General features: G+C 63.5%; 18 protein-coding genes and 2 pseudogenes. 11 read left to right on the top strand and 9 right to left on the bottom strand.

The window, feature by feature from the left end:
* The first annotated feature begins 736 nt into the window (after window positions 1-736).
* From kduI to M3O59_RS00785, 6 genes and pseudogenes are all read left to right on the top strand, one after another.
* Window positions 737-1,591, top strand: coding sequence for a 5-dehydro-4-deoxy-D-glucuronate isomerase (gene kduI / locus M3O59_RS00760; RefSeq protein WP_064634104.1), 855 nt, complete (start codon window positions 737-739; stop codon window positions 1,589-1,591).
* 168 nt (window positions 1,592-1,759) lie between these two features.
* Window positions 1,760-2,515, top strand: a complete 756-nt coding sequence (kduD, locus tag M3O59_RS00765; RefSeq protein ID WP_064634106.1) for a 2-dehydro-3-deoxy-D-gluconate 5-dehydrogenase KduD — start codon at window positions 1,760-1,762, stop codon at window positions 2,513-2,515.
* A 272-nt stretch (window positions 2,516-2,787) separates the two neighbouring features.
* The gene (locus tag M3O59_RS00770; protein WP_039566719.1) at window positions 2,788-3,450 is read left to right on the top strand and encodes an RpiB/LacA/LacB family sugar-phosphate isomerase; all 663 of its coding nucleotides are present in this window, start codon (window positions 2,788-2,790) and stop codon (window positions 3,448-3,450) included.
* Between the two features lie 245 nt (window positions 3,451-3,695).
* The gene (locus M3O59_RS00775) at window positions 3,696-4,814 is read left to right on the top strand and encodes a GDSL-type esterase/lipase family protein (protein WP_147308551.1); all 1,119 of its coding nucleotides are present in this window, start codon (window positions 3,696-3,698) and stop codon (window positions 4,812-4,814) included.
* A gap of 268 nt (window positions 4,815-5,082) precedes the next feature.
* A pseudogene (locus M3O59_RS00780) lies at window positions 5,083-5,421 on the top strand (transposase); the annotation flags it as partial.
* Between the two features lie 65 nt (window positions 5,422-5,486).
* A protein-coding gene (locus M3O59_RS00785; RefSeq protein WP_373418988.1) for an IS3 family transposase occupies window positions 5,487-6,589 on the top strand; the annotation gives its coding sequence in 2 pieces (ribosomal slippage) (window positions 5,487-5,736 and window positions 5,736-6,589; 1,104 coding nt in all).
* A 173-nt stretch (window positions 6,590-6,762) separates the two neighbouring features.
* Here M3O59_RS00785 and M3O59_RS00790 read toward each other — a convergent pair.
* The 6 genes and pseudogenes from M3O59_RS00790 to phhA form a co-directional block, all read right to left on the bottom strand.
* Window positions 6,763-8,469 (bottom strand): XVIPCD domain-containing protein, encoded by a 1,707-nt coding sequence (locus M3O59_RS00790; RefSeq protein WP_249046781.1) that lies wholly within the window; start codon window positions 8,467-8,469, stop codon window positions 6,763-6,765.
* A 30-nt stretch (window positions 8,470-8,499) separates the two neighbouring features.
* Window positions 8,500-9,312 carry a hypothetical protein gene (locus M3O59_RS00795; protein WP_147308613.1) on the bottom strand — a complete coding sequence of 271 codons (813 nt, stop codon included), beginning with the start codon at window positions 9,310-9,312 and terminating at the stop codon, window positions 8,500-8,502.
* A gap of 203 nt (window positions 9,313-9,515) precedes the next feature.
* A pseudogene (locus M3O59_RS00800) lies at window positions 9,516-9,942 on the bottom strand (SymE family type I addiction module toxin).
* Window positions 9,943-10,505: 563 nt separating this feature from the next.
* Window positions 10,506-11,269 (bottom strand): IS5 family transposase gene (locus M3O59_RS00810; RefSeq protein WP_116906511.1). Its coding sequence is split into 2 segments (ribosomal slippage): window positions 10,506-10,954 and window positions 10,954-11,269, totalling 765 coding nucleotides; the frame shifts between segments, so codons are not numbered across the junction.
* A 172-nt stretch (window positions 11,270-11,441) separates the two neighbouring features.
* On the bottom strand, window positions 11,442-12,086 hold the full coding sequence (locus tag M3O59_RS00815) for a DMP19 family protein (RefSeq protein WP_064630533.1): 645 nt from the start codon (window positions 12,084-12,086) through the stop codon (window positions 11,442-11,444).
* Between the two features lie 140 nt (window positions 12,087-12,226).
* A complete protein-coding gene (gene phhA, locus M3O59_RS00820; protein WP_116906967.1) occupies window positions 12,227-13,117 on the bottom strand; it encodes a phenylalanine 4-monooxygenase in 891 nt (296 codons plus the stop codon).
* Between the two features lie 127 nt (window positions 13,118-13,244).
* On the opposite strand from phhA, the gene M3O59_RS00825 reads away from it, so the two are divergent.
* Window positions 13,245-13,727 carry an Lrp/AsnC family transcriptional regulator gene (locus tag M3O59_RS00825; RefSeq protein ID WP_116906968.1) on the top strand — a complete coding sequence of 161 codons (483 nt, stop codon included), beginning with the start codon at window positions 13,245-13,247 and terminating at the stop codon, window positions 13,725-13,727.
* Window positions 13,728-14,020: 293 nt separating this feature from the next.
* Window positions 14,021-16,234: a TonB-dependent siderophore receptor gene (locus tag M3O59_RS00830; RefSeq protein ID WP_116906969.1), complete on the top strand. Its 2,214-nt coding sequence runs from the start codon at window positions 14,021-14,023 to the stop codon at window positions 16,232-16,234.
* A gap of 328 nt (window positions 16,235-16,562) precedes the next feature.
* Here M3O59_RS00830 and M3O59_RS00835 read toward each other — a convergent pair whose 3' ends face one another.
* Window positions 16,563-17,600, bottom strand: coding sequence for a patatin-like phospholipase family protein (locus M3O59_RS00835; RefSeq protein WP_064630527.1), 1,038 nt, complete (start codon window positions 17,598-17,600; stop codon window positions 16,563-16,565).
* Between the two features lie 458 nt (window positions 17,601-18,058).
* Here M3O59_RS00835 and M3O59_RS00840 point away from each other — a divergent pair, with 458 nt between their 5' ends.
* A complete protein-coding gene (locus M3O59_RS00840) occupies window positions 18,059-18,979 on the top strand; it encodes an IS110 family RNA-guided transposase (RefSeq protein ID WP_249061058.1) in 921 nt (306 codons plus the stop codon).
* A 401-nt stretch (window positions 18,980-19,380) separates the two neighbouring features.
* Here M3O59_RS00840 and M3O59_RS00845 read toward each other — a convergent pair whose 3' ends face one another.
* Together M3O59_RS00845 and M3O59_RS00850 are read right to left on the bottom strand one after the other, a co-directional pair.
* Window positions 19,381-20,391, bottom strand: coding sequence for a TIGR00266 family protein (locus tag M3O59_RS00845; protein ID WP_116906691.1), 1,011 nt, complete (start codon window positions 20,389-20,391; stop codon window positions 19,381-19,383).
* Between the two features lie 198 nt (window positions 20,392-20,589).
* Window positions 20,590-21,435 carry an ABC transporter ATP-binding protein gene (locus M3O59_RS00850; protein ID WP_116906692.1) on the bottom strand — a complete coding sequence of 282 codons (846 nt, stop codon included), beginning with the start codon at window positions 21,433-21,435 and terminating at the stop codon, window positions 20,590-20,592.
* A 148-nt stretch (window positions 21,436-21,583) separates the two neighbouring features.
* Between M3O59_RS00850 and M3O59_RS00855 the strand changes: the two genes are divergently transcribed.
* Both M3O59_RS00855 and M3O59_RS00860 read left to right on the top strand, forming a co-directional pair.
* Window positions 21,584-22,789 (top strand): DesA family fatty acid desaturase, encoded by a 1,206-nt coding sequence (locus M3O59_RS00855; RefSeq protein ID WP_064630549.1) that lies wholly within the window; start codon window positions 21,584-21,586, stop codon window positions 22,787-22,789.
* Window positions 22,779-23,174, top strand: a complete 396-nt coding sequence (locus M3O59_RS00860; RefSeq protein ID WP_116906693.1) for an EF-hand domain-containing protein — start codon at window positions 22,779-22,781, stop codon at window positions 23,172-23,174. Before M3O59_RS00855 ends, M3O59_RS00860 begins: the two co-directional genes overlap by 11 nt.
* The last annotated feature ends 43 nt before the right edge of the window (window positions 23,175-23,217 follow it).

Consider the following 23,217-nt stretch of genomic DNA (forward strand, 5'->3'; position numbering starts at 1 on the left):
CACCTTCTCCCGACGGAGAAGGGCTCAAAGCCCCTCTCCCTGCGGGAGAGGGGGTGAGGGTACGGCGGCAGACAGCCATCCGAGAAAGCTCAGTCATGCGTTGAGGGAGATGAGTGCCCATAAGGCTCTCCCGACCAACCAAAAACCGCGCGCCCAAACACCGCGCGCAGCCTCGTACCCTCATCCGGCGCTGCGCGCCACCTTCTCCCGACGGAGAAGGGCTCAAAGCCCCTCTCCCTGCGGGAGAGGGGGTGAGGGTACGGCGGCAGACAGCCATCCGAGAAAGCTCAGTCATGCGTTGAGGGAGATGAGTGCCCATAAGGCTCTCCCGACCAACCAAAAACCGCGCACCCGAACACCGCGCGCAGCCTCGTACCCTCATCCGGCGCTACGCGCCACCTTCTCCCGACGGGAGAAGGGCTCAAAGCCCCTCTCCCTGCGGGAGAGGGGTTGGGGTGAGGGTGCGGCGGAAGACAGCCATCCGAGAAAGCTCAGTCATGCATTGAGGGAGATGAGTGCCCATAAGGCTCTCCCGACCAACCAAAAACCGCGCACCCAAACACCACGCGCAGCCTCGCACCCTCATCCGGCGCTACGCGCCACCTTCTCCCGACGGAGAAGGGGTCCCATTCCGGCACACCTCCATCTTGCACTGCGCAATGACACCGGTTAACCAGAGCCGGTAGACTACCCCGGTGCAAGCCCTCTTTCCCCCTGCTTGCCACGGAGATCGCGCATGTCCCTGTACTGCAAGACCCACTACGCCACCCACCCGGACGCCATCAAGGGCGCCAGCAACGACGATCTGCGCGAGCTGTATCTGCTCGACGGCCTGTTCGTCGACGGTGCGGTGACCCTCAAATACACCCACTACGAGCGCTTCGTGCTCGGTGGCGCCGCACCGCTGGGCACCGCGCTGGAGCTGCCCAAGCAGACCGAGCCGGCGTCGGCCGCCGGTCATGCCTTTCTGGAGCGCCGCGAACTGGGCGTGATCAACGTCGGCGCGGGTGCCGGCACCGTGACCGTGGACGGCACCGCCTACACGCTGGGGCCGAAGGACGGCCTGTACGTGGCGATGGGCAGTACCGGTGTCAGCTTCGCCTCGGACGATGCCGCCAACCCGGCCAAGTTCTATCTGGCCTCGACACCGGCGCATGCGCGCTTCGAGACCAAGCAGCTGTCGATCAAGGATGCGGTGGCACTGGACCGTGGCGCGCTGGAAACCAGCAACGAGCGCACCATCTACCAGTACATCGTGCCGGCCACCTGCCAGTCCTCGCAGCTGCTGCTGGGCCTGACCGTGCTCAAGCCGGGCAGCGTCTGGAACACCATGCCGCCGCATCTGCACGACCGCCGCAGCGAGGTGTATTTCTATTTCGACCTCGGCGCCAATGACCGCGTGTACCACTTCATGGGCGAGCCCGACGCGCAGCGCCACATCGTGATCCAGAACAACGAAGCGGTGGTGTCGCCGCCGTGGTCCATCCACATGGGCGCCGGTACCAGCAATTACGCCTTCATCTGGGCGATGGGCGGCGAAAACCTGGATTACACCGACATGCACGTGCTGGACATCTGCCAGCTCAAGTAAGCCTGCGTTTCAGCAAGGCCGGCACCACAGCGTCGTCTTGATTGCGCCAGGCGCCGGCAGCGGTAGCCCCTCCATCAGGCGCTGGCAACGTTTCAAACCATGCAATCGGCCGCGCATCGCGCGGTTCACTCATCACATCACGGCACATCCAGCAGGAGCGATAAGGTAATGAGCAATCCGTTCAGTCTCGAAGGCAAGGTCGCACTGGTCACCGGTGCCAACACGGGCTTGGGCCAGGGCATCGCGCTGGCACTGGCGCAGGCCGGCGCCGACATCGCCGCCGCCGGCATCCAGGCGCCCACCGAGACCGAACAGAAGGTCAAGGCGCTGGGCCGTCGCTTCCTCGCCATCGAAGCCAACCTGATCAGCATCGAGCCGGTGCAGCGCATCGTCGAGGAGACCATCGCCGGGCTGGGCGGGCTGGACATCCTGGTCAACAACGCTGGCCTGATCCGCCGCACCGACGCGGTCGATTTCAGCGAGCAGGATTGGGACGACGTGCTCAACGTCAACCTGAAGTCGGCGTTCTTCATGGCGCAGGCCGCCGGCCGCCACTTCATCGCCCAGGGCCGCGGCAAGATCATCAACATCGCCTCGATGCTGTCGTTCCAGGGCGGCATCCGGGTGCCGTCCTACACCGCCAGCAAGTCCGGCATTGCCGGCATCACCCGCCTGCTCGCCAACGAATGGGCCAGCAAGGGCGTGACCACCAATGCCATTGCACCGGGCTACATGGCCACCGACAACACCGCGCAGCTGCGTGCGGACGCCGATCGCAACAAGTCCATCTTGGACCGCATCCCGGCCGCGCGCTGGGGCGAACCGTCCGACCTCGGCGGCACCGCCGTGTTCCTGGCCAGCAGCGCCTCGGATTACGTCAACGGCGCCATCATCCCGGTCGACGGCGGCTGGCTGGCACGCTGATTCAAGCGCGTTTCCCGGCTGACATTGCGTCATTCCTTCTCCCTCCGGGAGAAGGTGCCCGAAGGGCGGATGAGGGTCGGTAACTACGCATCAGCCAGATGCGCACTGCCTCTCCTGCAATCGCTCTTCCGTTCTGCACCAGCGCGTTGTTTTCATCGACAAAGACGAACGACGCGCGCGCAGTCAAGAAAGGCCGGCAACCAAACGCCCTTATCACTACTTTCCAAAAACAATGTCTTAAAAAACTTCCCCAAACCAATCGGAGCATCCCCATGAAAATCGCACTCATGAATGAGTTCAGCCAGGCCGCCAAGAACCCGGTGATCCTGCAGCAGCTCAACGACGTCGCCAGCGAGCAGGGCCACAGCGTGTTCAACGTCGGCATGGACGGCGACAACGACCACCGCCTGACCTACATCCACCTGGGCATCGTCGCCAGCCTGCTGCTGAACTCCAAGGCCGTGGACTTTGTGGTCGCCGGCTGCGGCACCGGCCAGGGCGCGATGATGTCGCTCAATGCGCATCCGGGCGTGTTCTGCGGCTACTGCATCGAGCCGACCGACGCCTACCTGTTCGCCCAGGTCAACAACGGCAACGCGCTGTCGCTGGCATTCGCCAAGGGCTACGGCTGGGGCGCGGAAATCAACGTGCGCTACATCTTCGAGAAGGCCTTCAGCGGCGAGCGTGGTCTGGGCTACCCGGCCGAGCGTCGCGAATCGCAGGCCGCCAATGCCGGCATCCTGACCCAGGTCAAGCAGGCCACCGCCAAGTCCTACCTCGACGGCCTGCGCGCCATCGACCCGGAGCTGATCAAGCAGGCCATCGGCGGCGAGCGTTTCCAGCAGTGCTTCTTCGACAATGCGCAGGATGCGGAAATCCGCAACTTCGTCGCCGGTGTGCTGGGCAAGCCAGAAGCGGCTGCAGCCGCCGCGTAACTAGCAAACGCGCTTGAGCCCCGCTCCGCGCCCCTGCCCGTGCTGCTAGCGCGGGCAGGGGCGCGGAGCGGGGGGTGGGGTGAGGGTACGGCGGCAGACAGCAACCCCAAATTGCGAAGGCTTGGACAACAGCAGCACCGTCCAATAGTTCCGATGCAGTCGCACCCTCATCCGCCCTTCGGGCACCTTTTCCCGACGGGAGAAGGAACAGCGTCGTGTACTTGGCATTTCTCCCGGAGCCCACCATGCGTCTGCTGCTGTTCGCAGTGCTGCTGCTCTTTGCAAACCTCGCCCACGCCGCGCCACACCGCATCTTCATCGCTGGCGACTCCACCGCCGCCGACTACGGCCCGGAGCGCGCGCCACAAGCAGGCTGGGGCCAACAGTTGCAAGACTGGTTCGACCCGGCGCAGTGGCAGGTGCGCAACCACGCCAAGGGCGGCCGCAGCACGCGCAGTTTCATCGCCGAAGGGCGCCTGGATGCCATCGCACAAGAACTGCAACGTGGCGACATCCTGCTGATCCAGTTCGGCCATAACGACGCCAAGCGCGAAGATCCCACGCGCTACACCGATCCGACCACCGACTACGTGCAGTTCCTGCGCCGCTTTATTGCCGCAGCGCGCGACACCGGCGCCACCCCGATCCTGATCACCCCGGCCGCACGCCTGCTCTACGACTTCGGCGCGCTGCTCGACACGCACGGCCGTTACACCCTGGCGATGCAGCAACTGGCCGCGCAAGAACATGTGGCCCTGATCGATCTCAACGCCAGTTCCAGCGACTGGATCCGTGCACTCGGCGAACAAGCCGCCAAACCGTATTTCCTGTTCGTGCCCGAACAACACAAGGCCGACGGCACCCACTTCAGCCGCGCCGGTGCCACCGCCATTGCCTGCCTGGTCGTGCACGGCTGGGTGAAACTGCAGCCAGCGCTGAAACCGCAACTCCGCCGTGACGCCGATTGCGGCGCAGCCCCCGACACCGCCGCACAACGCGCCGCGCAAGCGCATCCCTCGCTGGTGGTGCATGAGCGCGACCTCGCCCGCGAACAACCCGGCCCGCACGGCGGCGCCGGTCCCACCACGGCCTACCCGTTCTTCGCAGACGCGCCGGAGCTGAAGTTCGTGCTACGCAAGCGCGTGCTGCATAAAGGCGCCGGCATCGGCCTGCACCTGCACGACAAGGACGAGATCTATTACATCGTCAGCGGCCGTGGGTTGTATGCATTGGATGGCAAACAGTACGACGTCAGTGCCGGCGACGCACTGCTGACGCGGCCGGGGAGTACGCATGCGCTACAGCAAACCGGCGACGAACCGCTGGTGTTGCTGCTGGCGTATATGACGGCGCCGAAAATGTAAGGTAGAGGTTAGAAATTTTCATAAGAATTGAGTGTGTTATCTGAAAAAACTACTAGCCAAGTTGGTCTTGTCGACATTGGGATAAGTAAATTTCATATTGATAATCGGTATAGTTTTTGCTTAAAATGGGTATCGCCATACGTTCAGCATCCTCATGTGTGTCACCTGAAATTAGAGTCTTGAACCAAATTTCTCCGTATTTAAGGAAGCTCTGAACAAAGCAGCATGATCTGCGACAATCGATCAACGAACCGAGCGGACGATTTCGATGCAGCTGACCTTCGGCGATGCGGAGTACAACGGCAAGCGCAAGCAGACGCGGCGCGAGGTATTTCTGGCCGAGATGGATCAGGTGGTGCCGTGGAAAGACCTGCTGGCGCTGATCGAGCCGCATTATCCAAAGTCGGGGCAGCCGGGGCGACAGCCGTATCGGCTGGAGACGATGCTGCGCATCCACTTTTTGCAGCAGTGGTACGCATTGAGCGATCCATCGGCGGAAGAAGCCCTGTACGACACGGTGTCGATGCGGCGTTTTGCAAAGATCGGCGGCCTGGATGAGGTGCCGGACGAGACGACGATACTCAACTTCCGCCACTTGCTGGAGCGACGTCCCCCCGATTTTGAGTAGCGCCGCAGTTTGGAGTCCAATTCCCTACCCGAAGGAGATTGGACGTGAAGAAGCGTTTTACTGACGAGCAGGTCATCGGCTTTCTGCGTGAGGCCGAAAGCGGCGTGGCGATCAAGGATCTGTGCCGGCGCCATGGCTTCAGCGAGGCCTCCTACTCCCTGTGGCGCAGCAAGTTTGGCGGGATGAGCGTGCCCGATGCCAAGCGACTCAAGGACCTGGAGGCAGAGAACACGCGCCTGAAGAAGCTGCTCGCCGAGCAGGTGTTCCAGAACGATCTGATCAAGGAGGCGCTGCAAAAAAAATGGTGAGCGCACCGGCGCGTCGTGCGCTGGTGCGCGAGTGGATGGGGCGAGGGGCCAGCGAGCGTTGCGCGTTGGCCGCGATCGGCATGAGCGCCAGTGCGCTGCGCTATTGCCCGCGCGAGGACCGCAACGTTGCGCTACGCGAGCGCATCGTGGAACTGGCGCATCGCCACAAGCGCTACGGCGTGGGGATGATCTATCTCAAGCTGCGCCAGGAAGGGCGCCTGGTGAACTACAAGCGTGTGGAGCGCTTGTACCGCGAGCAGCAGCTGCAAGTCCGCCGCCGCAAGCGCAAGAAAGTGCCAGTGGGCGAGCGTCAGCCGCTGCTGCGGCCATTGCAGGCAAACCAGGTGTGGTCGATGGACTTTGTGTTCGACCGCACCGCCGACGGCCGGGCGATCAAGTGCCTGGTGATCGTGGACGACGCCACACATGAGGCGGTCGCCATCGAGGTGGAGCGTGCAATCTCGGGCTATGGCGTGACGCGTGTGCTGGAGCGGCTGGCCATCAGCCGCGGCTTGCCGCAGGTGATCCGCACCGACAACGGCAAGGAGTTCTGCGGCAAGGCGATGGTCGCTTGGGCGCATGCGCATGGGGTGCAGCTGCGGCTGATCCAACCCGGCAAGCCAAACCAGAACGCCTATGTCGAATCGTTCAACGGCCGGTTGCGCGATGAATGCCTCAACGAGCACTGGTTCCCGACACTGCTGCACGCACGCACCGAGATCGAGCGCTGGCGACGCGAATACAACGAGGAGCGACCCAAGAAAGCAATTGGCGGCATGACGCCCTCCGCGTATGCCCAACAGCTGGCCAACAACGATATCATCAACCCCGGACTCTAGACCCGCCTGCTACTCAGGATGGGGGGACGTCGCTGCAAATATGGCAACAACCACTGCGGTTGCTGCCGAAACGTAGAGGCGGAAGACAGCGACTGACATACGGCGCGGCTCCTTCCTGCGATAAAGCGATGCTTTATCAGAAGTGTGATGCATAAGGACTGGCGTATCAGACCTCACACCATCCGGTGCTGTGGAGTAATCGAATGCTCCCGTTGCTGTTCTTGTTGCTGGGACTGCTGCTGACGCTGCGTCTCGCCCAAGACCTGAAGCTGCGCCAGAGACTGCTCGACCGGCTGTGCGATCGCGTCGTTGGTCTTCATATGCGCCATCTTATGAGCGGGATCGTTCAACGCGCCTTCCACCACGAAGACGTTCTCGCCCTGTCGCACGGATTTTGTGTTCTCACTCAGTACGACGTGATCGATCCGCGATAGCCCGTTTTCCTTCGCCAGATACGCGCTGCTGGCTGCAAGGCGGGCGCTGTTATCGTCGTAATCTCGACCGAGGCCTTGCTCAAGGCGGCGCACGGCTTCTTCTGCCTGGCGATGTAGGGGATCTTGCAATTGACCGAGAGAGCCATGCGTCGGCTTTACAGGCCGCGCTTCATGCCGCTCAGGCTGACCGACCTCACCTGGTACACGCAATGGAATTGCATGCGGATCGACATGGAGCAGGCGTTCGTGCGAGCCATCCGAATTCGTGCGATTGATATCAGTCGTTCCATCCTGGTGCCGCTCACGGTTCAGACTACCGCGTAAAGCATCCGACCATACACCACCAACAACTGCATGGCCCTGACCGTCACGATTCCATACGACAACATCGTTGCCAGAAGAGTAAAGGCCTGCGGTTGGACCGCTCTTTCCCTCAGCTTGTGGGCGCCCCCATGCGTGACTTGCGCCTTGATCCACTGACTGGATAAACGCTGGGGCTTCGCCGTTTTGCAAGAAGAGTGTTTTAACCACACCGTAGTGATGAGATACATCAGCAGCGCCATGGCCATTGCGTGCATCAGTTGGATTGATGAGTGGATCGGCCACCACGCTACCGTATGCAGCAGAGAGTGGGCTTGCTTGGTTTGCCTCACGCAACGCATTGAAGACTGCGGTACCCTTAAGTGCATGCTCTACACCGCTTTCGATGTAGTCCGCCTGCTCGTGACCTTTGACGATCTTGTTGGGAAGCATGCCATCGATTCTCGTCTTTACATCGTCGACACTCTGTAACGTCCCATCGTTGATACCCTGTAGCACGCCAGGGTAGCGACCACGTCCAGCCTGATTTTCGAGCTTCATGATCATCGTTGCCAACTTTGCTTGATCATTCAGACCTGACTCTGCATATAGATCCGTCTTGCGTAGCTGCTGCACTGCGCTGCCCAGATCTTTTGCGCCATCGCCCGGTCGCATCAGCTGCTCGACCTGAGTTCGGTCGTGCTCATGTACAAAAGCGACTCCCGCGTCAGAAGCAAGGAAACGATCAATGTTTGATTTGACCGTTCCATCAAGTGCTCTTCCATTCTCCGCCTTGATGGCATGACCATCCCGCTGTAAGTCGTGGATGGTTTGCGTGCGCTGCTGCTCTGAAAGAGCTACAGCCGGTGTTTGTTGCCTAGCCCACTCCTGATAGGCGTCAACTAGGCCGGTCGCGACATCTGGATGTTGCCCGAGATCGGTTTGCAGCGTCCCGATAGAAAATCCACTATTGCCGATGGGCGTCATCACACCATCATTGATGGACCCCGCAAATGAAAGCTGGTAGGCAACGTTTTTGCCCGCCATGCTTCCCTCTGATGCGACGCCGATCGCAAAATAAGCAAGTGTTTTGAGTTCGTTGTCACTCAGCTGCGGCCGCGCTGGTTGTCCTGTTTCTTGTGGCATTTCCTTCTCCTTGGCTGACAAATCAATCAACTAACGGCTGCAAAGCGCTATGTTCGTGCGGGCAGCGTGGATGACGGTCAAATACTCATCAACGACCGCTGGCGCCATCCCTTCGGAAATCTGGTCATCCGTGCGAGCAGCATCTTGCTTGTATTTGGATAAAGCCGACAGGCAACCTGGCTTGTCTTTCAACTTGTAGAGCGTGAGCGCGTAATCGTTCCGTAGTGCGCCCTCATCGGCCAAACTCATAGTCGGGACGCAGCTTTGATAAATGGGCGCAAGTACACCCTTGGCTTCGACATATTTCTTTTTATCGTAGAAGGATTTGAAGTCGTGACGCGCCTTCTCGATCGCATCGGTGGCACAGCTTGAAGACAGACGCTTATAGATTCCCTCGAAGCTGCCGTTGCTTCCGCAATAGGCCTGGCACTGCTCTTTGGTCGAAGTGCTAATGGCTACACCATTCGCCTCCATCTTTAGAACAAGCGAGCATTGACTTGCCTCTGCACCTTCATAAACAACCGCGTGGCCGCTTTTATCCAACTGACCAGAAAGCGTACATCCGCTGTCGACATTCTCTGTGTCCAACGAGAACTTCGAAAGTTCTTGGCCCTTGGGTGCATCAATGATCAGGCGCCCCCACCCACCTTCGGTGACATAGGTACCGATCCCAACCTGGGGAGGTCGCGGTGGATCGACATCTGTGATTGGAGTAGACGCGGGCATCGCAGCGGTGGCCGCCGCTTGCTGGCTACCAGGTTCCGGCTGTGCTTTACCGCACCCAGGCAGCAGAAGGACTCCGGCAAAGATTAGTGCATAACAACTATTCCCAATGCCTTTCATGGCCGTGTACCTTAAATGTGTCCAGGCTGGACAAGTTACATCACGCAACCAGTTCGGGCACGTTCCGGCCAGTACAGTGGCCGCGGATCTCTTCGCTTCATAGGCTAGCAACGGAATACGCTGGGGCACCAACTCACGTAGGTGAAGGGTTTTCCCGCGCCTCTGGCCAAGTCTGGTGTCAGCTCAGGCCGTCGGCCCCCAGCCTAGCGCCGCGCCCTGCTCGACGCTACCGGCACCTCCACCGGCACCTCCACCGGCGGCAACACCTCCATCAGTAGCTGCCCCGCGCTGGCGGTGATGCGCAGCTTGGTGCCGATGGCAAAGCCCAGTTGTTCCAGCCATAGGCCACTGAGGCGAACGTGGGGCACGTGCTGGTCGCCGGCGTGGTCGTGGGCGCCGGGGTAGTGGGTGTAGCTGACAGTGCATTGGTGCGGGCGGCGGGCGCGGCGGGGGGCGCGTAGCGTGCCGGGGCCTTGCGGGGAGGCGTCCGGGTCGGGCGGCAGCATCGGTGGCAGCTTGGTGCGGTCGGGTTCCACAACAACCCACTGCACCCGCTTGGGCGGCGCGGGGCGCGTACGCGTGCGGGGGGCGTGCGCTGGAAGACACCGTGGGTGGGCGGCGGCGTGTCATGTCGCCTCCGGGTGGTGGTTGATGGATGCGGCAACGCGCTGCTGCAACGGCACAGCCCTGCGTGCCGACAGGCGGCGCGAGGTGTGCGGCAACACAGCGGGCTGGCAACTCAGCGGATGCGCGGGATGCTCGCTCGCCTGCTCAACAGCCGCGCGTGCGACGCGTCGGCGCCGTGCCTCGCCCACATCCCACAGAAGGTAGCGAGCGGAAGCTGGCAACAGATTAACCGACACAGATGCCGGCCTGGATGGTGCGGTAGACATGGCAACGCCCTCCTGGAACAACCAAGAACCGCCGCCAACGGCGACGGGATCTCGGGAGGTTCGAAACCGTACATAGTCGCCCCTGAAAAACCCCAGCACCCCATCCATTGCAAGGCTTTCCCCGCGTTTTCGGCGTGCGGGAACTGCCAGTTTTCGTTAATGTATGCGCTGGTTTCTGGCAGTTTTCGCCCATGCGCACACGCCGTCCCGCTGCCGAGCACTTACCTGCCGATGAGTTGTTTCGTTCGCGTCTGGAAAACCAGATCGACCTGCGCCATCCACTGGTTCAACTAGGGCCTGTTAACACATCCGAAGTCCATCAACGACAAGGATGAAGCTTAAGAATCCGAGGAACATGACATCCAGCTTTTCGAAGCGCGAGAAAATCCGGCGGTAGCCCTTCAAGCGACGAAACAGCCTCTCCACTTCGTTGCGCCGCTTGTACATTTCTCGGTCGTACTCCCAGGGCTCGACCCGATTGGCTTTTGGCGGGACCACCGGGACGTAGCCAAGATCAAGCGCTAGTTGGCGCGTCTCATTGCCTTCGTAAGCACGATCCATCAACAAATGAATCGGTCGCTCCACAGGCCCAAGGTGTTCAAGCAACGTGCGGCCCGCAGGTGCGTCATGGGCGTTGCCAGGCGTCAATCCGAACGTGATCGCTGTTCGAGCATCTGCGGCAACCATATGAATCTTGGTATTCCATCCGCCGCGCGATTTACCGATAGATTGTGGGCCGTTTTTTTTAACGCACCAGTCCCATCCGGATGCACCTTGATGCTGGTGGAGTCCAGCGAGACCGCCTCGATTTTGATGCGCACGATTTGGGACTTCTGCAGTTCAGCGAACATCCGGTCCAGCACACCTGCCTTGGCCCAACGGTTCATGCGTGTGTACACCGTGTGCCAATTGCCAAAGCGCTTGGGCAGGCCGCGCCATTTGCAGCCATGCTCGGCAACATAAAGGATGGCATTGACCACTTGCAGGTTGGTCATGCCGACATTGCCGCGCTGCCTCGGCAGACACTGTTCGATGAGAGAAAATTGTGCGGGTGTGATTTCCATGCGCAATAGTTTAACCGCTCAGATCATTAGTGTTAACAGGCTCTAGATTGATTTTTTCAAACGTGTGTCCGCCACAGATCTTTCACCGTCAGGCTCAGGCCACGGCATATCAACAGCCCGACAAGGCAGCCCCCCGCAAGCGACGGATCCAAGCCACGAAGCGAACCGCAGCTCAGGCCTTATCCACCCCGTAATGCGTCAGCCCCAGGCGCGCCAGTTCGCTCGAGCGGCGGTAATAGACCTCTTCCCAGCCATCCACGCGCTGGCGGTCGGCTTCGCTCATGGCATCGAGAATGTCCTCGATGCTGAGCAGGTTGGGGTCTTCTTCCAACCGTTCGAACACCGCGCCCAGGCCCTCGATGGCCTGCCGCGTCTGCGCCGCACCCATCGCGGCCAGGCCGCGCAGTGCGTCGCTGCGGGTGGCCGCATCCCAGCGATCGAAGTAGCGCGCGTAGCCGCTTTCGCTCATTTCCGCATCCAGGCGCGCGAGTGCGACCAGCTCGCGTTCGCCCGGCGTCAGCGCATCCAGGCGCCCGCGCAACGTGGCCAGCTTTGCCAGCGCACGCGCGGCGCGCCGGCGCCACAGCAGCTCGGGCATGTGCAGCAGGCCTTCCGGTGTGGGGGGCGCGATCGCGGGCCAGTTCACCCCGAAGCCGTCTTCGGTGAGTTGCCACTGCGCGCGCTGCGGCGGCGATGCCTTGAGCAATAACCGATGCGCCTGGATGGGCTCGTCGATGCGGATGCCATTTGCCAGGGTGAACAGCAGGCGGGTGTCGTCCAGCTCCAAGCGCCGGATGCGCAGATGCGTCAGGTCCATTGAGCGAAGGCGGTGTGGGGAGGTTTGACCTTAGTCCGCAGTGGCAGCGGTGTCGAGTCGGTGTGCCTCACATCGCAGCTTCCCCACCCTGTGTCGCCTCATGCCGCCGCAGCGGGCAGCACGTGATGTCAGCTGGTGCCTCACACGTCGCCGTCGCGGCTCCAGCCCTCGCCGGTGCCGCGCTGGATCGCCCGGTCGCCCGGCAGCACATCGCCGGCCGGCACCTGCGCCTGCTGGGCAAGAGCGGCGTAGATCGGGGTGAAATCGGGCGCGGTGGCGTCCATCAACTGCGCAAAGCTGTCGATGACGAAATAGGTCTTCTGGAAGCTGTCGATGCGGTAGCGCGTGCGCATGATGCGTTGCAGGTCGAAGACGATGCGGTTGGGTGCGGCCGATTCCAGCGAGTGCAGCGATTCGCCTTTGGACGAGACGATGCCGGCGCCGTAGATGCGCAGGCCCTGTGGCGTGTCGATCAGGCCGAATTCCACCGTGTACCAGTACAGCCGGGTGAGGTTCTGCAGCGCGTCCGGGCCGATGCCGTGCGCCTTGACCCCGCCACGGCCATAGGCCTGCATGAAATCGGCAAACAGCGGGTTCATCAACAACGGCACGTGCCCGAACAGGTCATGGAACAGATCCGGTTCGGCGATGTAATCGATCTGCTCGGGGCGGCGGATCCACCACGTCACCGGGAAGCGCTTGTTGGCCAGGTGATCGAAAAAATCCAGTTCCGGCAACAGGCCCTGCACGCCGACCAGGGTCCAGCCGGTGGCCGTCTCCAGCACGCGATTGAGCGCGTCGAAGCGCGGAATATGGGTGTCGCCCATGCCCATTGCGTCCTGCGCCTGCAGGAACTCGTCGCAGGCGCGGCCCACCAGCAGGGCGCGCTGGCGGCGGTACAGGGTGCCCCAGGTGGCGTGATCGTCGGCGCTGTAGCCGTCCCACGGCTGCTCGATCACCGCGGTGGTGTAGACCGGCACATAGCCCTTGTCGGTGAGCTGGTTTTCGACGCGTTGCGGCGCAGTGTTCATGCAGCGGCATTTCCGGGTGATCAGGCCTCACCTTAGCCGGATGCCTGCGCAAGGGGATTGCGAATCTTGCGTGCCGCAAGCGGGTTGGCGCAAGATTCGTGCGTCATCATCTGCTGCTGCGCAACATATGGATCAGCCCATCGCTTTGGACCGCACCGATTTGCGCCTGCTCGCGCTGCTGCAGACGCAAGGGCGCAGCAGCAATGCGGAGCTGGCCGTGCAGGTCAATCTGTCGGCATCTGCGTGCCTGCGACGTACCCAGCGCCTGGAGTCGGCCGGGATCATCGCCGGCTATGGCGCGCGCCTGGACGCGCGTGCGCTGGGGCTTGGCTTGCAGGCTTTCGTACGCGTGCAGCTGGAGCAGCACGGGCAGGCCGATATCGAACATTTCGCCGAGGGCGTGCGCGGCTGGGACGAGGTAGTGGCGTGCTGGGCGCTGACCGGCGACATGGATTACCTGCTGCAGGTGCAGGTACGCGACCTGGAGCATTTTTCCCGGTTTCTGCTCGATCGCCTGCTCAACGCCACCGGCGTGTCGGACGTGAATTCCAGCTTCGTGCTGCGCACGGTAAAAGCGCCGGAGGGTCTGCCGCTGTCGCATCTGGCATGACGCGCGAGCACGTGGATGACGCCCGCGCGGTCGCCTTGCTCGCATGACCTGACGCAGCAGCCTGCACCAGCGCGAGCTGCATTCTCACGGCGCATGGATGTCCCGCGCGCTTGCCTCGCAAACGATAACGATTTACATTTATATAACATATTGGCCGCGTCCGGCCATGTCGTTCGTGTCGCATCGCCAGCCCATGCAGGGTCAGCCAGCCGGTTCGAGTGGACGCCCGCGTGTGCCTGTGCCTTTCCTGTTGCGTGACGCACTGCGTCCGCAGCGAACGACGAGAACGCCTCATGTCTGCTGCCATCGCCCCCCTTGGCCTGTTGTCTGCCGCGCTGCTGTTTGCGCTGTCGAGCCAGGCCACCCTTGCACATGCCGCCGAGGCCGCCGACGCGAGCAATGCCAAGACGCTCGACCAGGTCAGCGTCAACGGCACGGTGAGCCGCGCGCAGCCTGCCACCACCACGCGGCTGCCGCTGACCGTGCAGGAAACGCCGCAGTCGGTGAGCGTGATCGGCCTGCAGCGGCTGGAAGACGAATCGCTGTTCAGCATCGACGATGTGATGCGCAATGTGACTGGCGTCAACGTGTCGTTCTACGACACCCAGCGCCCGCTGTACTTTGCGCGCGGCTTCCAGATCACCGATTTCCAGGTCGACGGCCTGCCGACCTACAGCGGCGCGACCAATCAGGAGTACGACACGGTCTTTTACGACCGCGTCGAAGTGATCCGCGGCGCCAATGGCCTGCTCACCGGCGCGGGCATTCCCTCGGCCACGGTGAACCTGCTGCGCAAGCGCCCGGGCAAGGACTTCGACGCCGCGTTTGCGGTGAGTGCGGGCACCTGGGATTTCCGTCGCATGCAGGCCGACGTCAACGCACCGCTGACCGAAGACGGGCGTTTTCGCAGCCGCGTGGTGGCCGCCTGGCAGGACCGCGATTACTACTACGACCGCTACCACGACAACAAGATGTCCGGCATGGCGGTGCTGGAAGGCGACCTGACCGAGAGCACCACGCTCACCGTGGGCTACCAGCGCCAGGACAACAGCCCGGTCGGTTCGACCTGGGGCACGGTGCCGTTCTTCGCCGCAGACGGCTCCTTCGCCAACCTGTCGCGCTCGACCAACATGGCGCCGGAATGGACGCGCTGGCAGCGCGAAACCAGCACCGCCTTCGCGAACCTGGAACAGCGCTTCGGGCAGGACTGGCTACTGCGCGTCAACACTGCCCACACCAAGGGCACGGTGCAGAGTCTGCGCGTGTACGGCACCGGTTACCCGGCCGCCGATGGCAGCGGCGTGTTTCTGCGCACCGGCGCCGGCGAGACACAGGACACGCGCGACAGCGTGGACGTGTATCTGTCCGGCGGGTTCGCGTTGTTCGGCCGCCAGCACGACGTGGTGATCGGCGGCAGCTGGCAGGATCTGCAATCCACCACCTACAGCGTGGCGCAGACCTATCCCACCGATTGGGCGAGCTGCCCCAACGCCTTCGGCCCACCCGAGCGCTGCTATTTCATTCCCAACATCCGCAACTGGAATGGCGACGCGTCCGAAGTGACGTACACCCGCACCGGCGCGCGCCGCGACGCACGCACCACACAGCGCGGTGTGTATGCATCCACGCGCTTCCGGCTGGCCGACCCGTTGTCGTTGATCGCCGGCGCACGCCTGAGCTCATGGGAAACCCGCACCCAGGCCTTCGATGCCAGCGGCAGCTACACCGGCACCAGCGGCCGCTATGAAGTGAGCGACGAAGTCACCCCGTATGTCGGCCTGGTGTACGACATCGTGCCGGACGTGTCGGTCTATGCCAGCTACACCGAAATCTTCAACCCGCAGAACTACCGCGACAAGGACAACAACCTGCTCGCGCCGGTGGAAGGGTCCAACCTGGAAGCCGGGATCAAGGCGCAGTTGTTCGATGGCCATGCGATGGCCACCGCCGCCGTATTCGAGGCCAAGCAGGACAACTACGCCGTGCGCGACATGACCCAGCCGGACGCCTCGTTGCCGGACGCCAGCTCGGCCTACATCGGCGTGGACGGCACCAAGAGCCGCGGTTGGGAAGTGGATTTCAACGGCGAGATTCTGCCGGGCTGGACGGTCAACGCCGGCTACACGCACGTCAAGGTCACGCGCGCGCCGACCGATGCGATTTACGCCAATCTGCCGGAGGATTATCTGCAGCTGTCCACCCAGGTGCGCCTGCCGGGTGCGTGGGACCGCCTGAGCATCGGTGGTGGCCTCAGCTGGCAGAGCGCGGTGCGCGGCTTCAATATCGAACGCCCCATCGGCGACGGCAGCGGCGCCACCACGCCGGTCACCGTGATGCAGAACCCGTACGCGCTGGTGCATTTCAACGCCAACTACCGCATCAGTAACCAGTGGACCGCATCGCTTGCGGTGCGCAATGCGTTCGATAAAACCTATTGGGCGAATCTGGATTACCAGAACTACGGCGAACCGCGCTTTGTCAGCGTGTCGTTGCGCTGGCGGTATTGATGTCGCGGCGACTCACGTTCCGATAACGGTGCCAGGACGGTGGCGTTGTTATCGGCGCGGCATCGCGGCCAAGGCCGCTCCTACGGCAATGGCCTCTGCAAAGCGCCGCTGGTTTTTGTCGGCGCTTGATGGCATGCGCATGATGCCGAGCGAAACAACGCCGTTGTAGGAGCGGCCTTGGCCGCGACGCCGTCCCGACACACGCCACGACGTCAAACGCAGCAACCCCCAACGCGAACGCCTAACCTCCCGGCTCTACAATTCCCGCGTCCAACCACCTGCGCAACACGCCTGTCACACCGCCAGAGTGCAACGCACGGCACTCGCATCACGGGGCCACGCATTCCTCGTCCTTGCCGCGCAATTTCTGCCAGCGCGAACGCTGTTCCAGGCAGCGCTGATACGCCTGTTGCTTTGCCGCTGCAGCCTGATCGGCCGCGTTGCGCGTGGCGCTGCTGCGCGCGGCCTGCAGCTGCGCGATCCTGGCGCGGATCTGCGGCATCACCGCCATTGCGGCGCGCTCGCCTTCCAGAATCGCCGCACCGCGTTGATTGAAATCGGCCGAGCCGATCTCGTTGACCTTGGGGCGAATGACGACGTCGGCGCGTTTGAGTTCGGCTTCGCCCAGGCGCTGGCCCATGATCGAAATCGACTGGTTCACCGTGCCCAACAGGTCGCCCGGATTCTTGCCGCTGGCCTTGCTGGAAATATCCACCGCCACCACGAATTCGGCACCCAGCTGGCGCGCCGCATCCACCGGCACCGGGCTGACCACACCGCCATCGACGAAGTGGTACTTGCCGATGGTCACCGGTTCGAACACGCCCGGAATGCTGCTGGACGCACGCACCGCCTGGCCGGCGTTGCCGCGCACGAATACGGTGCGTTCGCCATCTTCAAGACGGGTGGCGACTGCCGCGAACGGCTTGCGCAACTTGTCGATCGGCTTGCCGCCGAGCTGCTCGTTGACATAGTCCTGCAGCTTCTGGCCCTGCACCAGCCCGCCGGAAAACAGCCGCACATCGCGGATGCTGGTCTGGTCGAGCGCAACGGCCTTTTCCTGCATTTCGAACGCATCCATGCCGCTGGCATACAGCGCGCCCACCACGCTGCCGGCACTGGTGCCGGACACCACCACCGGCGCAAACCCGTTGGCTTCGAGCATCTTGATCACCCCGATATGCGCAAAGCCCTTGGCCGCACCGCCACCGAGCGCGACACCGATCTTGACCGGTTTGGGAGCCGCGGCCGAAGGCGCCTGCACGACCGGCGCCGGCGTCGCCGGACGCGGCTCGCCCCCGCAGGCGCCAAGCAGACCGAGCATGGACAACAGGGCAAGCGAGCGGGAGCAGCGGGGCGCGGTCATGGCGAAAACGTCGATGGGAAAGGCGAGGGAGAATACACGCGCGCTGCCACTGCTGCTGCGGTGATTGGCGTGGGTGGAGCTCGTTCAAAACGGCATCATCTGCAGGCCTTGCATTCCCTTCTCCCACCGGGACATTGTCCCCCTTCATGGGGGGAGACGGTGGCGCGTAGCGCCAGACGAGGGGACGGGAGAAGCCTCGCACTCCCCACCTACAGAATGTGGCTTGGCCCCGTACCCTCACCCCAATCCCTTATCTCTTGGCGATCTGCCAGATTAGGTGTCGAGAGCCGGCGTGGTCGACCGATAACCCACAGGTCTAAACAACCGCGGGAGAGCGAGGTCGCCACGCCGGGATCTCCTGGCAAACGCCCGAACAGTTGCTGGAGTTGGCACTCGTAACGATCAGGCTGGGCAGCCCAGGAGAGCTCTCGACCCTTCGAGCATAGCGGAGTTTTTCCATGGCATACGGCGTAGGTATCGATGTCAGCAAGCAGTGGTTGGATGTGCATGTGCATGGCTGCAAAGGCGAACGGCGCTTCCCCAACACGGCGGCAGGTCTGCGCCAGCTGCGCAGCTGGCTGGGACACATGGAGCTGCACCAGGTGGTACTGGAAGCCACGGGCGGCTACGAACTGGCAGCGTTGGATGCGCTGCATGCGGCCGGCCTGCCGGTGGCGCGTGTGAACCCTCGCCAAGCGCGTGACTTTGCCAAGGCCATCGGCCAACTGGCCAAGACCGACACCTTGGATGCGCGTGTGCTGGCGCAGATGGCGATGGTGGTATCACTCACGCCCTACCAGCCGCTGGAAGGCTGGCGCCGTCAGCTGCGCGAGTACCAGCAGCGCCGCACGCAGGTGTTGGCGACGGTGCAGCAGGAGCGCCAGCGGCTGTCTCAACTGACCGATGTGTGGCTGCGCAAGCGGGCGCAGGCCGGCGTGCGGCAATGGCAAAAAGAGCTGGCGGAGTTGGATGCGCGCATCGCCCAACAGGTGGCTGCACGTGCCGAGCTGGAGGTGCTGGTCCAGGTCAAGGGCGTCGGCCCGGTGCTGGTCGCGACCTTGGCGGCGCAGCTGCCCGAGCTGGGCCGTCTCACCGGCAAGGCGATCGCCAAACTGGTCGGGGTGGCGCCGCTGGCACGCGACAGCGGCACGTTGCGCGGTGCCCGCAGCATCTGGGGAGGACGCGCCTGCGTGCGGCAAGTGCTGTACATGGCGGCGCTGGTGGCGGTGCGCTTCAACCCGGCCCTGCGCGAGTTTTACCAGCGGCTACGCACGCAGGGCAAAGCGGGCAAGGTCGCCCTCGTGGCGGCGATGCGCAAATTATTGGTCATCCTCAACGCCAAGATGCGAGATCAACTGGCGGCTAGCGCCGCCAGTTGATCAAGACAGTTGCTCTCCCGCAGGAGAGGGGCTTTGATTCCCTTCTGCCGCCGGGACATTGTCCCCCTTCATGGGGGGAGACGGTGGCGCGTAGCGCCAGACGAGGGGACGGGAGAAGCCTCGCACTCCCCACCCACCAGAATGTGGCTTCGCCCCGTACCCTCACCCCAACCCCTCTCCCGCGGGAGAGGGGCTTTGATTCCCTTCTGCCGCCGGGACATTGTCCCCCTCATGGGGGAGAAGGGGGCGCGTAGCGCCGGATGAGGGTACGCCTTAGGCACCTGCCAGGGCCTGGAATGACAAACGCGTCGCCACGCGCCTTGAGAAGTGACACGACGACTGCTTCGCCCCGCACCCTCACTCTCTAAATCACCACCACGCCAACCCGCCGCATCACCCACTCAAAACCGGTTATCCCCATCCAGCAGCCGGCCCAATCCGCCCAGCACCGAGCCTTCGCCGCGTTGTTGGCCGCCGGCTTGCGGGGCGGCCTGCAGCATGCGGCCGGCCATGCGTGAGAACGGCAGCGATTGCAGCCAGACCTTGCCCGGGCCGGTGAGGGTGGCCAGGAACACCCCTTCGCCGCCGAAGAACATGCTCTTCAACCCGGCCACGCGGCGCACGTCCATGTCCACGCCAGCGTGATAAGCGACCACGCAGCCGGTGTCCACGTCGATGCGCTCGCCGGGGCCAAGCTCACGTTCGACAACCGTGCCCCCGGCATGCACGAACACCCAGCCGTCGCCTTCGAGTTTCTGCATGATGAAACCCTCGCCGCCGAACAGGCCGGTGAGGATCTTGCGCTGGAAGGCGATGCCCAACGACACGCCACGTGCCCCGGCCAGAAAGCTGTCTTTCTGGCAGATCAGCTGGCCGCCATGCTCGGACAGCCGCAGCGCCAGCACCGTGCCCGGGTAAGGCGCGGCGAACGCCACCTTGGCCTTGCCGCTGCCGGCATGCGTGAACACGGTGGTGAACATGCTCTCGCCGGTGACCACGCGTTTGCCGGCCGACAGCAGCTTGCCCATCAGCCCGCCGCCGCCGCTCTGGCCGGCATGCGAGCCGTCGCCGAACACGGTATCCATCTGCACCGCCGAATCCTTGTACATCAGCGCACCGGCCTCGGCGATGGCGCTTTCGCCGGGGTCCAGTTCCACTTCGACGAACTGCATGTCGTTGCCGACGATGCGGTAGTCGATCTCATCGGCGCGCCCGGCCGCGCCGGTCAACGGTGGCGGCGCGCTGCTGGCGCCGTGCAGCTCGGCGAGCTGACGGGCCGGGGTCCAGCCATCGTGCCCCTCGCGCCAGGCCAGCGCGTCGGGTTGGCGCTGCGCCTGCGCGCGGGCACTGGCGTCGTCGAGCGGACCGATGCGGTCGGCCTGTCCGGGAACATGGAAATACCACTGGGCCATCGCGACGACTCCGGTCTGTAGGTACGGCGAGTCTAAGCGCAACCGCAGCGGGGCTGTCCCGTGTCCAAGGTCACGTCTGGAGAGCGCGGTTGCGACGCGGTTGCGGCCCGCCCGGAGCGCTTGGCCGTCGCGATGCCGAGCGTCGTCGGGCAGCGCGTGCAAGGACGCAGCTGCGCGAGCTGCGGGCGGGCGTAGCCCTCAGTCGCCCACCGTTGCCCAATAACGCTCGCCATCGCGCTGCACCCGCACCGGGCCATCGAACACCGCCGAGAGGCTGGCATCGGTGAGCAGCGTATCGCGCGGGCCGTCGGCCACCACCTTGCCGGCGCGCAACAGCACCACCCGTGCGATCTCCGGCACGATTTCTTCGATGTGATGGGTCACCAGCACCAGCGTGATGCCTTGCCGGGCGAGGTGCCGCATCGTGTCGAGCAGGTGCTGGCGCGCCACCAGGTCCAGACCGGTGGACGGCTCGTCCAGCAGCAGCGCCTGCGGGCGGTTGACCAGCGCACGCGCAATCAGCACGCGGCGTGTTTCGCCGGCCGACAACTCGGCAAATTGCCGGTCCAGCAGCGGCAATGCCTGTGCCAGGGCAAGCGCTTCGCGTGCACGTGCACGCATGTCGTCGTCGATCTCGCGATGCGGCGGCACCACGTAACTGGCGAAGAACCCCGACAGCACCGCGCTTTCCACATCCAGCCCCGGCATGTCGGCCAGGTTGACGCTCAGATCGCCGGTGACGATGCCCAATTGCGAGCGCAGGCGATCCACCTGCCAGCGCGTTTGTCCCAGCACTTTCACGGCCGGCAGGCCATCGGCGCGCGCCAGCGGATACAGCTCGCGCGTGATCAATTTGATGAAGGAGGATTTGCCGCAGCCATTGGGACCCAGCAGGGCGGTGTGCTGCCCCAGCGCAATGCGCAGACGCAACGCATGCAGCACCCGGACCTGGCCGCGCATCACGCTGGCCTGGTCGAGTTCGATCAGCGGGGACGCGTTCGCAAAAGAGGCGCAATCGGCAGCAATATCGGTGGCAACAGTCATACGGGTGAGATCAGGCGCAGTGGGGGGGAAGAGGGTCTGAACCGCTTTAGAAATGTAGATGCAACCCTACGCATCCGAAGGGTGAAGTTTGCCGCGATCGCCCCCATCATGTCTGCATCAAGCCGAAAGCGCTGCTGTGGAGATGCCGATGTTGTCCGACCCGATCATCGACTTTCTGACCTCCGGTGTCGCGGGGCTGGGCGTGTGGGGCATGCTGGCGGTGCTGCTGGTGTTTACCCAGCTCACCATCTTCGCGGTGACCTTGTACCTGCATCGCAGCCAGGCGCATCGCGGTGTGGATTTCCATCCGGTCATCGCGCATTTCTTCCGCTTCTGGACCTGGTTGACCACCTCGATGATTACCCGCGAATGGGTGGCGATCCATCGCAAGCATCACGCCAAGGTCGAGACCGAGGAAGACCCGCACAGCCCGCAGACCAAGGGCATCTCGCAGGTATTCTGGCGCGGCGTGGAGCTGTACCGCGAAGCACGCACACAGCGCGCCGATATCGAGCAGTACGGCAAGGGCGCACCGACCGACTGGATCGAACGGCATCTGTACACCCCGCATGCCAACGCCGGCCCGGTCGCCTTGCTGGTGATCAACGCGGTGCTGTTCGGCTTGCCCGGCATCGCACTGTGGGCGATCCAGATGGCGTGGATCCCGTTCTGGGCCGCCGGCGTGGTCAATGGCCTGGGCCACTGGTGGGGCTACCGCAATTTCGAATCGGCCGACACTTCCACCAACCTCACCCCGTGGGCGTTGTGGATCGGTGGCGAAGAACTGCACAACAACCATCACGCGTTTCCGAGTTCGGCGCGGTTTTCGATGCGGCGCTGGGAGCTGGATATCGGTTGGGTCGCGATTCGCGGCCTGCAGGCGCTGGGCCTTGCCAAGGTATTGCGGGTGGCGCCATCGCTGGACATCCGCCCCAATATCGCCGTGCCCGATGCCGATACGCTCAAGGCGCTGTTGTCGCACCGCTTCCAGGCGATGACCGATTACCAGCGCAATGTGCTCAAGCCGGCGTTGCGCGAAGAGGCCGCTGCCACCGGCGCCAAGCTGCGCGAACTGCTGCCGCGCCGCCTGCGCAAGGGTCTGGTCGATGACGGCCGCTGGCTCAAGCCGGACGCGCGTGCGCAATTGCAGGCGTGGGTGGCGCAACGCCCGCGCATGCGTACGCTGGTCGAGTACCGTGCGCGGCTGACGGCCGTGCTGGAAGCGCGCAGCCATGACGCCTCCGAACGGCTCAGGCAATTGCAGCAGTGGTGTCACGAGGCCGAAGCCAGCGGTAACGCTGCCTTGCAGGCCTACGCAGTGCGGCTGAAAGGGTATGCGCTGAGTGGTGCGTGATGCCGGCAGTAAGCGCGCTGGGCCGCGTGCACGCGCAGCCAGTGGTGTGATTGTGCGTGGCGCGCTGGTCGCATGGTTTGCCAGCCTGCCTGCAGCCGCTGTGCAGGCCCAGGTGCAGGACAGCCAGCAATATCTGCAGCGCATGGACACCGATGGCGACGGGCGCGTGAGCCGCGACGAGTATCTGGCCTGGATGAGCTATGCCTTCGATCAGCGCGATACCGATCACGATGGCGTGTTGCAAGGCGATGAACTGCCCGGCCGCCGCGGCAAGCCGATCACCCGCGCGGCGCATCGCGCCACCTTGATCGAGCGCTTCGCGCGGCAGGATGCCAATGGCGACGGCACGCTGAGCGCGCGCGAATTGCTGGCGCCGCCACGCTGATGCCTGCCTTCGCGCGCGTCTGACGTTGCGTTCGGCAAGCTCG

Origin of the sequence: Xanthomonas nasturtii (genome assembly GCF_023337365.3) — a bacterium.
GTDB lineage: Bacteria > Pseudomonadota > Gammaproteobacteria > Xanthomonadales > Xanthomonadaceae > Xanthomonas > Xanthomonas nasturtii.

What these genes read in the sequence shown, in the direction of transcription:
- kduI (WP_064634104.1), top strand. Translation starts at nt 737, where the DNA reads ATGTCCCTGTACTGCAAGACCCACTACGCCACCCACCCGGACGCCATC.
- kduD (WP_064634106.1), top strand. Translation starts at nt 1,760, where the DNA reads ATGAGCAATCCGTTCAGTCTCGAAGGCAAGGTCGCACTGGTCACCGGT.
- M3O59_RS00770 (WP_039566719.1), top strand. Translation starts at nt 2,788, where the DNA reads ATGAAAATCGCACTCATGAATGAGTTCAGCCAGGCCGCCAAGAACCCG.
- M3O59_RS00775 (WP_147308551.1), top strand. Translation starts at nt 3,696, where the DNA reads ATGCGTCTGCTGCTGTTCGCAGTGCTGCTGCTCTTTGCAAACCTCGCC.
- M3O59_RS00790 (WP_249046781.1), bottom strand. Translation starts at nt 8,469, where the DNA reads ATGCCACAAGAAACAGGACAACCAGCGCGGCCGCAGCTGAGTGACAAC.
- M3O59_RS00795 (WP_147308613.1), bottom strand. Translation starts at nt 9,312, where the DNA reads ATGAAAGGCATTGGGAATAGTTGTTATGCACTAATCTTTGCCGGAGTC.
- M3O59_RS00815 (WP_064630533.1), bottom strand. Translation starts at nt 12,086, where the DNA reads ATGGACCTGACGCATCTGCGCATCCGGCGCTTGGAGCTGGACGACACC.
- phhA (WP_116906967.1), bottom strand. Translation starts at nt 13,117, where the DNA reads ATGAACACTGCGCCGCAACGCGTCGAAAACCAGCTCACCGACAAGGGC.
- M3O59_RS00825 (WP_116906968.1), top strand. Translation starts at nt 13,245, where the DNA reads ATGGATCAGCCCATCGCTTTGGACCGCACCGATTTGCGCCTGCTCGCG.
- M3O59_RS00830 (WP_116906969.1), top strand. Translation starts at nt 14,021, where the DNA reads ATGTCTGCTGCCATCGCCCCCCTTGGCCTGTTGTCTGCCGCGCTGCTG.
- M3O59_RS00835 (WP_064630527.1), bottom strand. Translation starts at nt 17,600, where the DNA reads ATGACCGCGCCCCGCTGCTCCCGCTCGCTTGCCCTGTTGTCCATGCTC.
- M3O59_RS00840 (WP_249061058.1), top strand. Translation starts at nt 18,059, where the DNA reads ATGGCATACGGCGTAGGTATCGATGTCAGCAAGCAGTGGTTGGATGTG.
- M3O59_RS00845 (WP_116906691.1), bottom strand. Translation starts at nt 20,391, where the DNA reads ATGGCCCAGTGGTATTTCCATGTTCCCGGACAGGCCGACCGCATCGGT.
- M3O59_RS00850 (WP_116906692.1), bottom strand. Translation starts at nt 21,435, where the DNA reads ATGACTGTTGCCACCGATATTGCTGCCGATTGCGCCTCTTTTGCGAAC.
- M3O59_RS00855 (WP_064630549.1), top strand. Translation starts at nt 21,584, where the DNA reads ATGTTGTCCGACCCGATCATCGACTTTCTGACCTCCGGTGTCGCGGGG.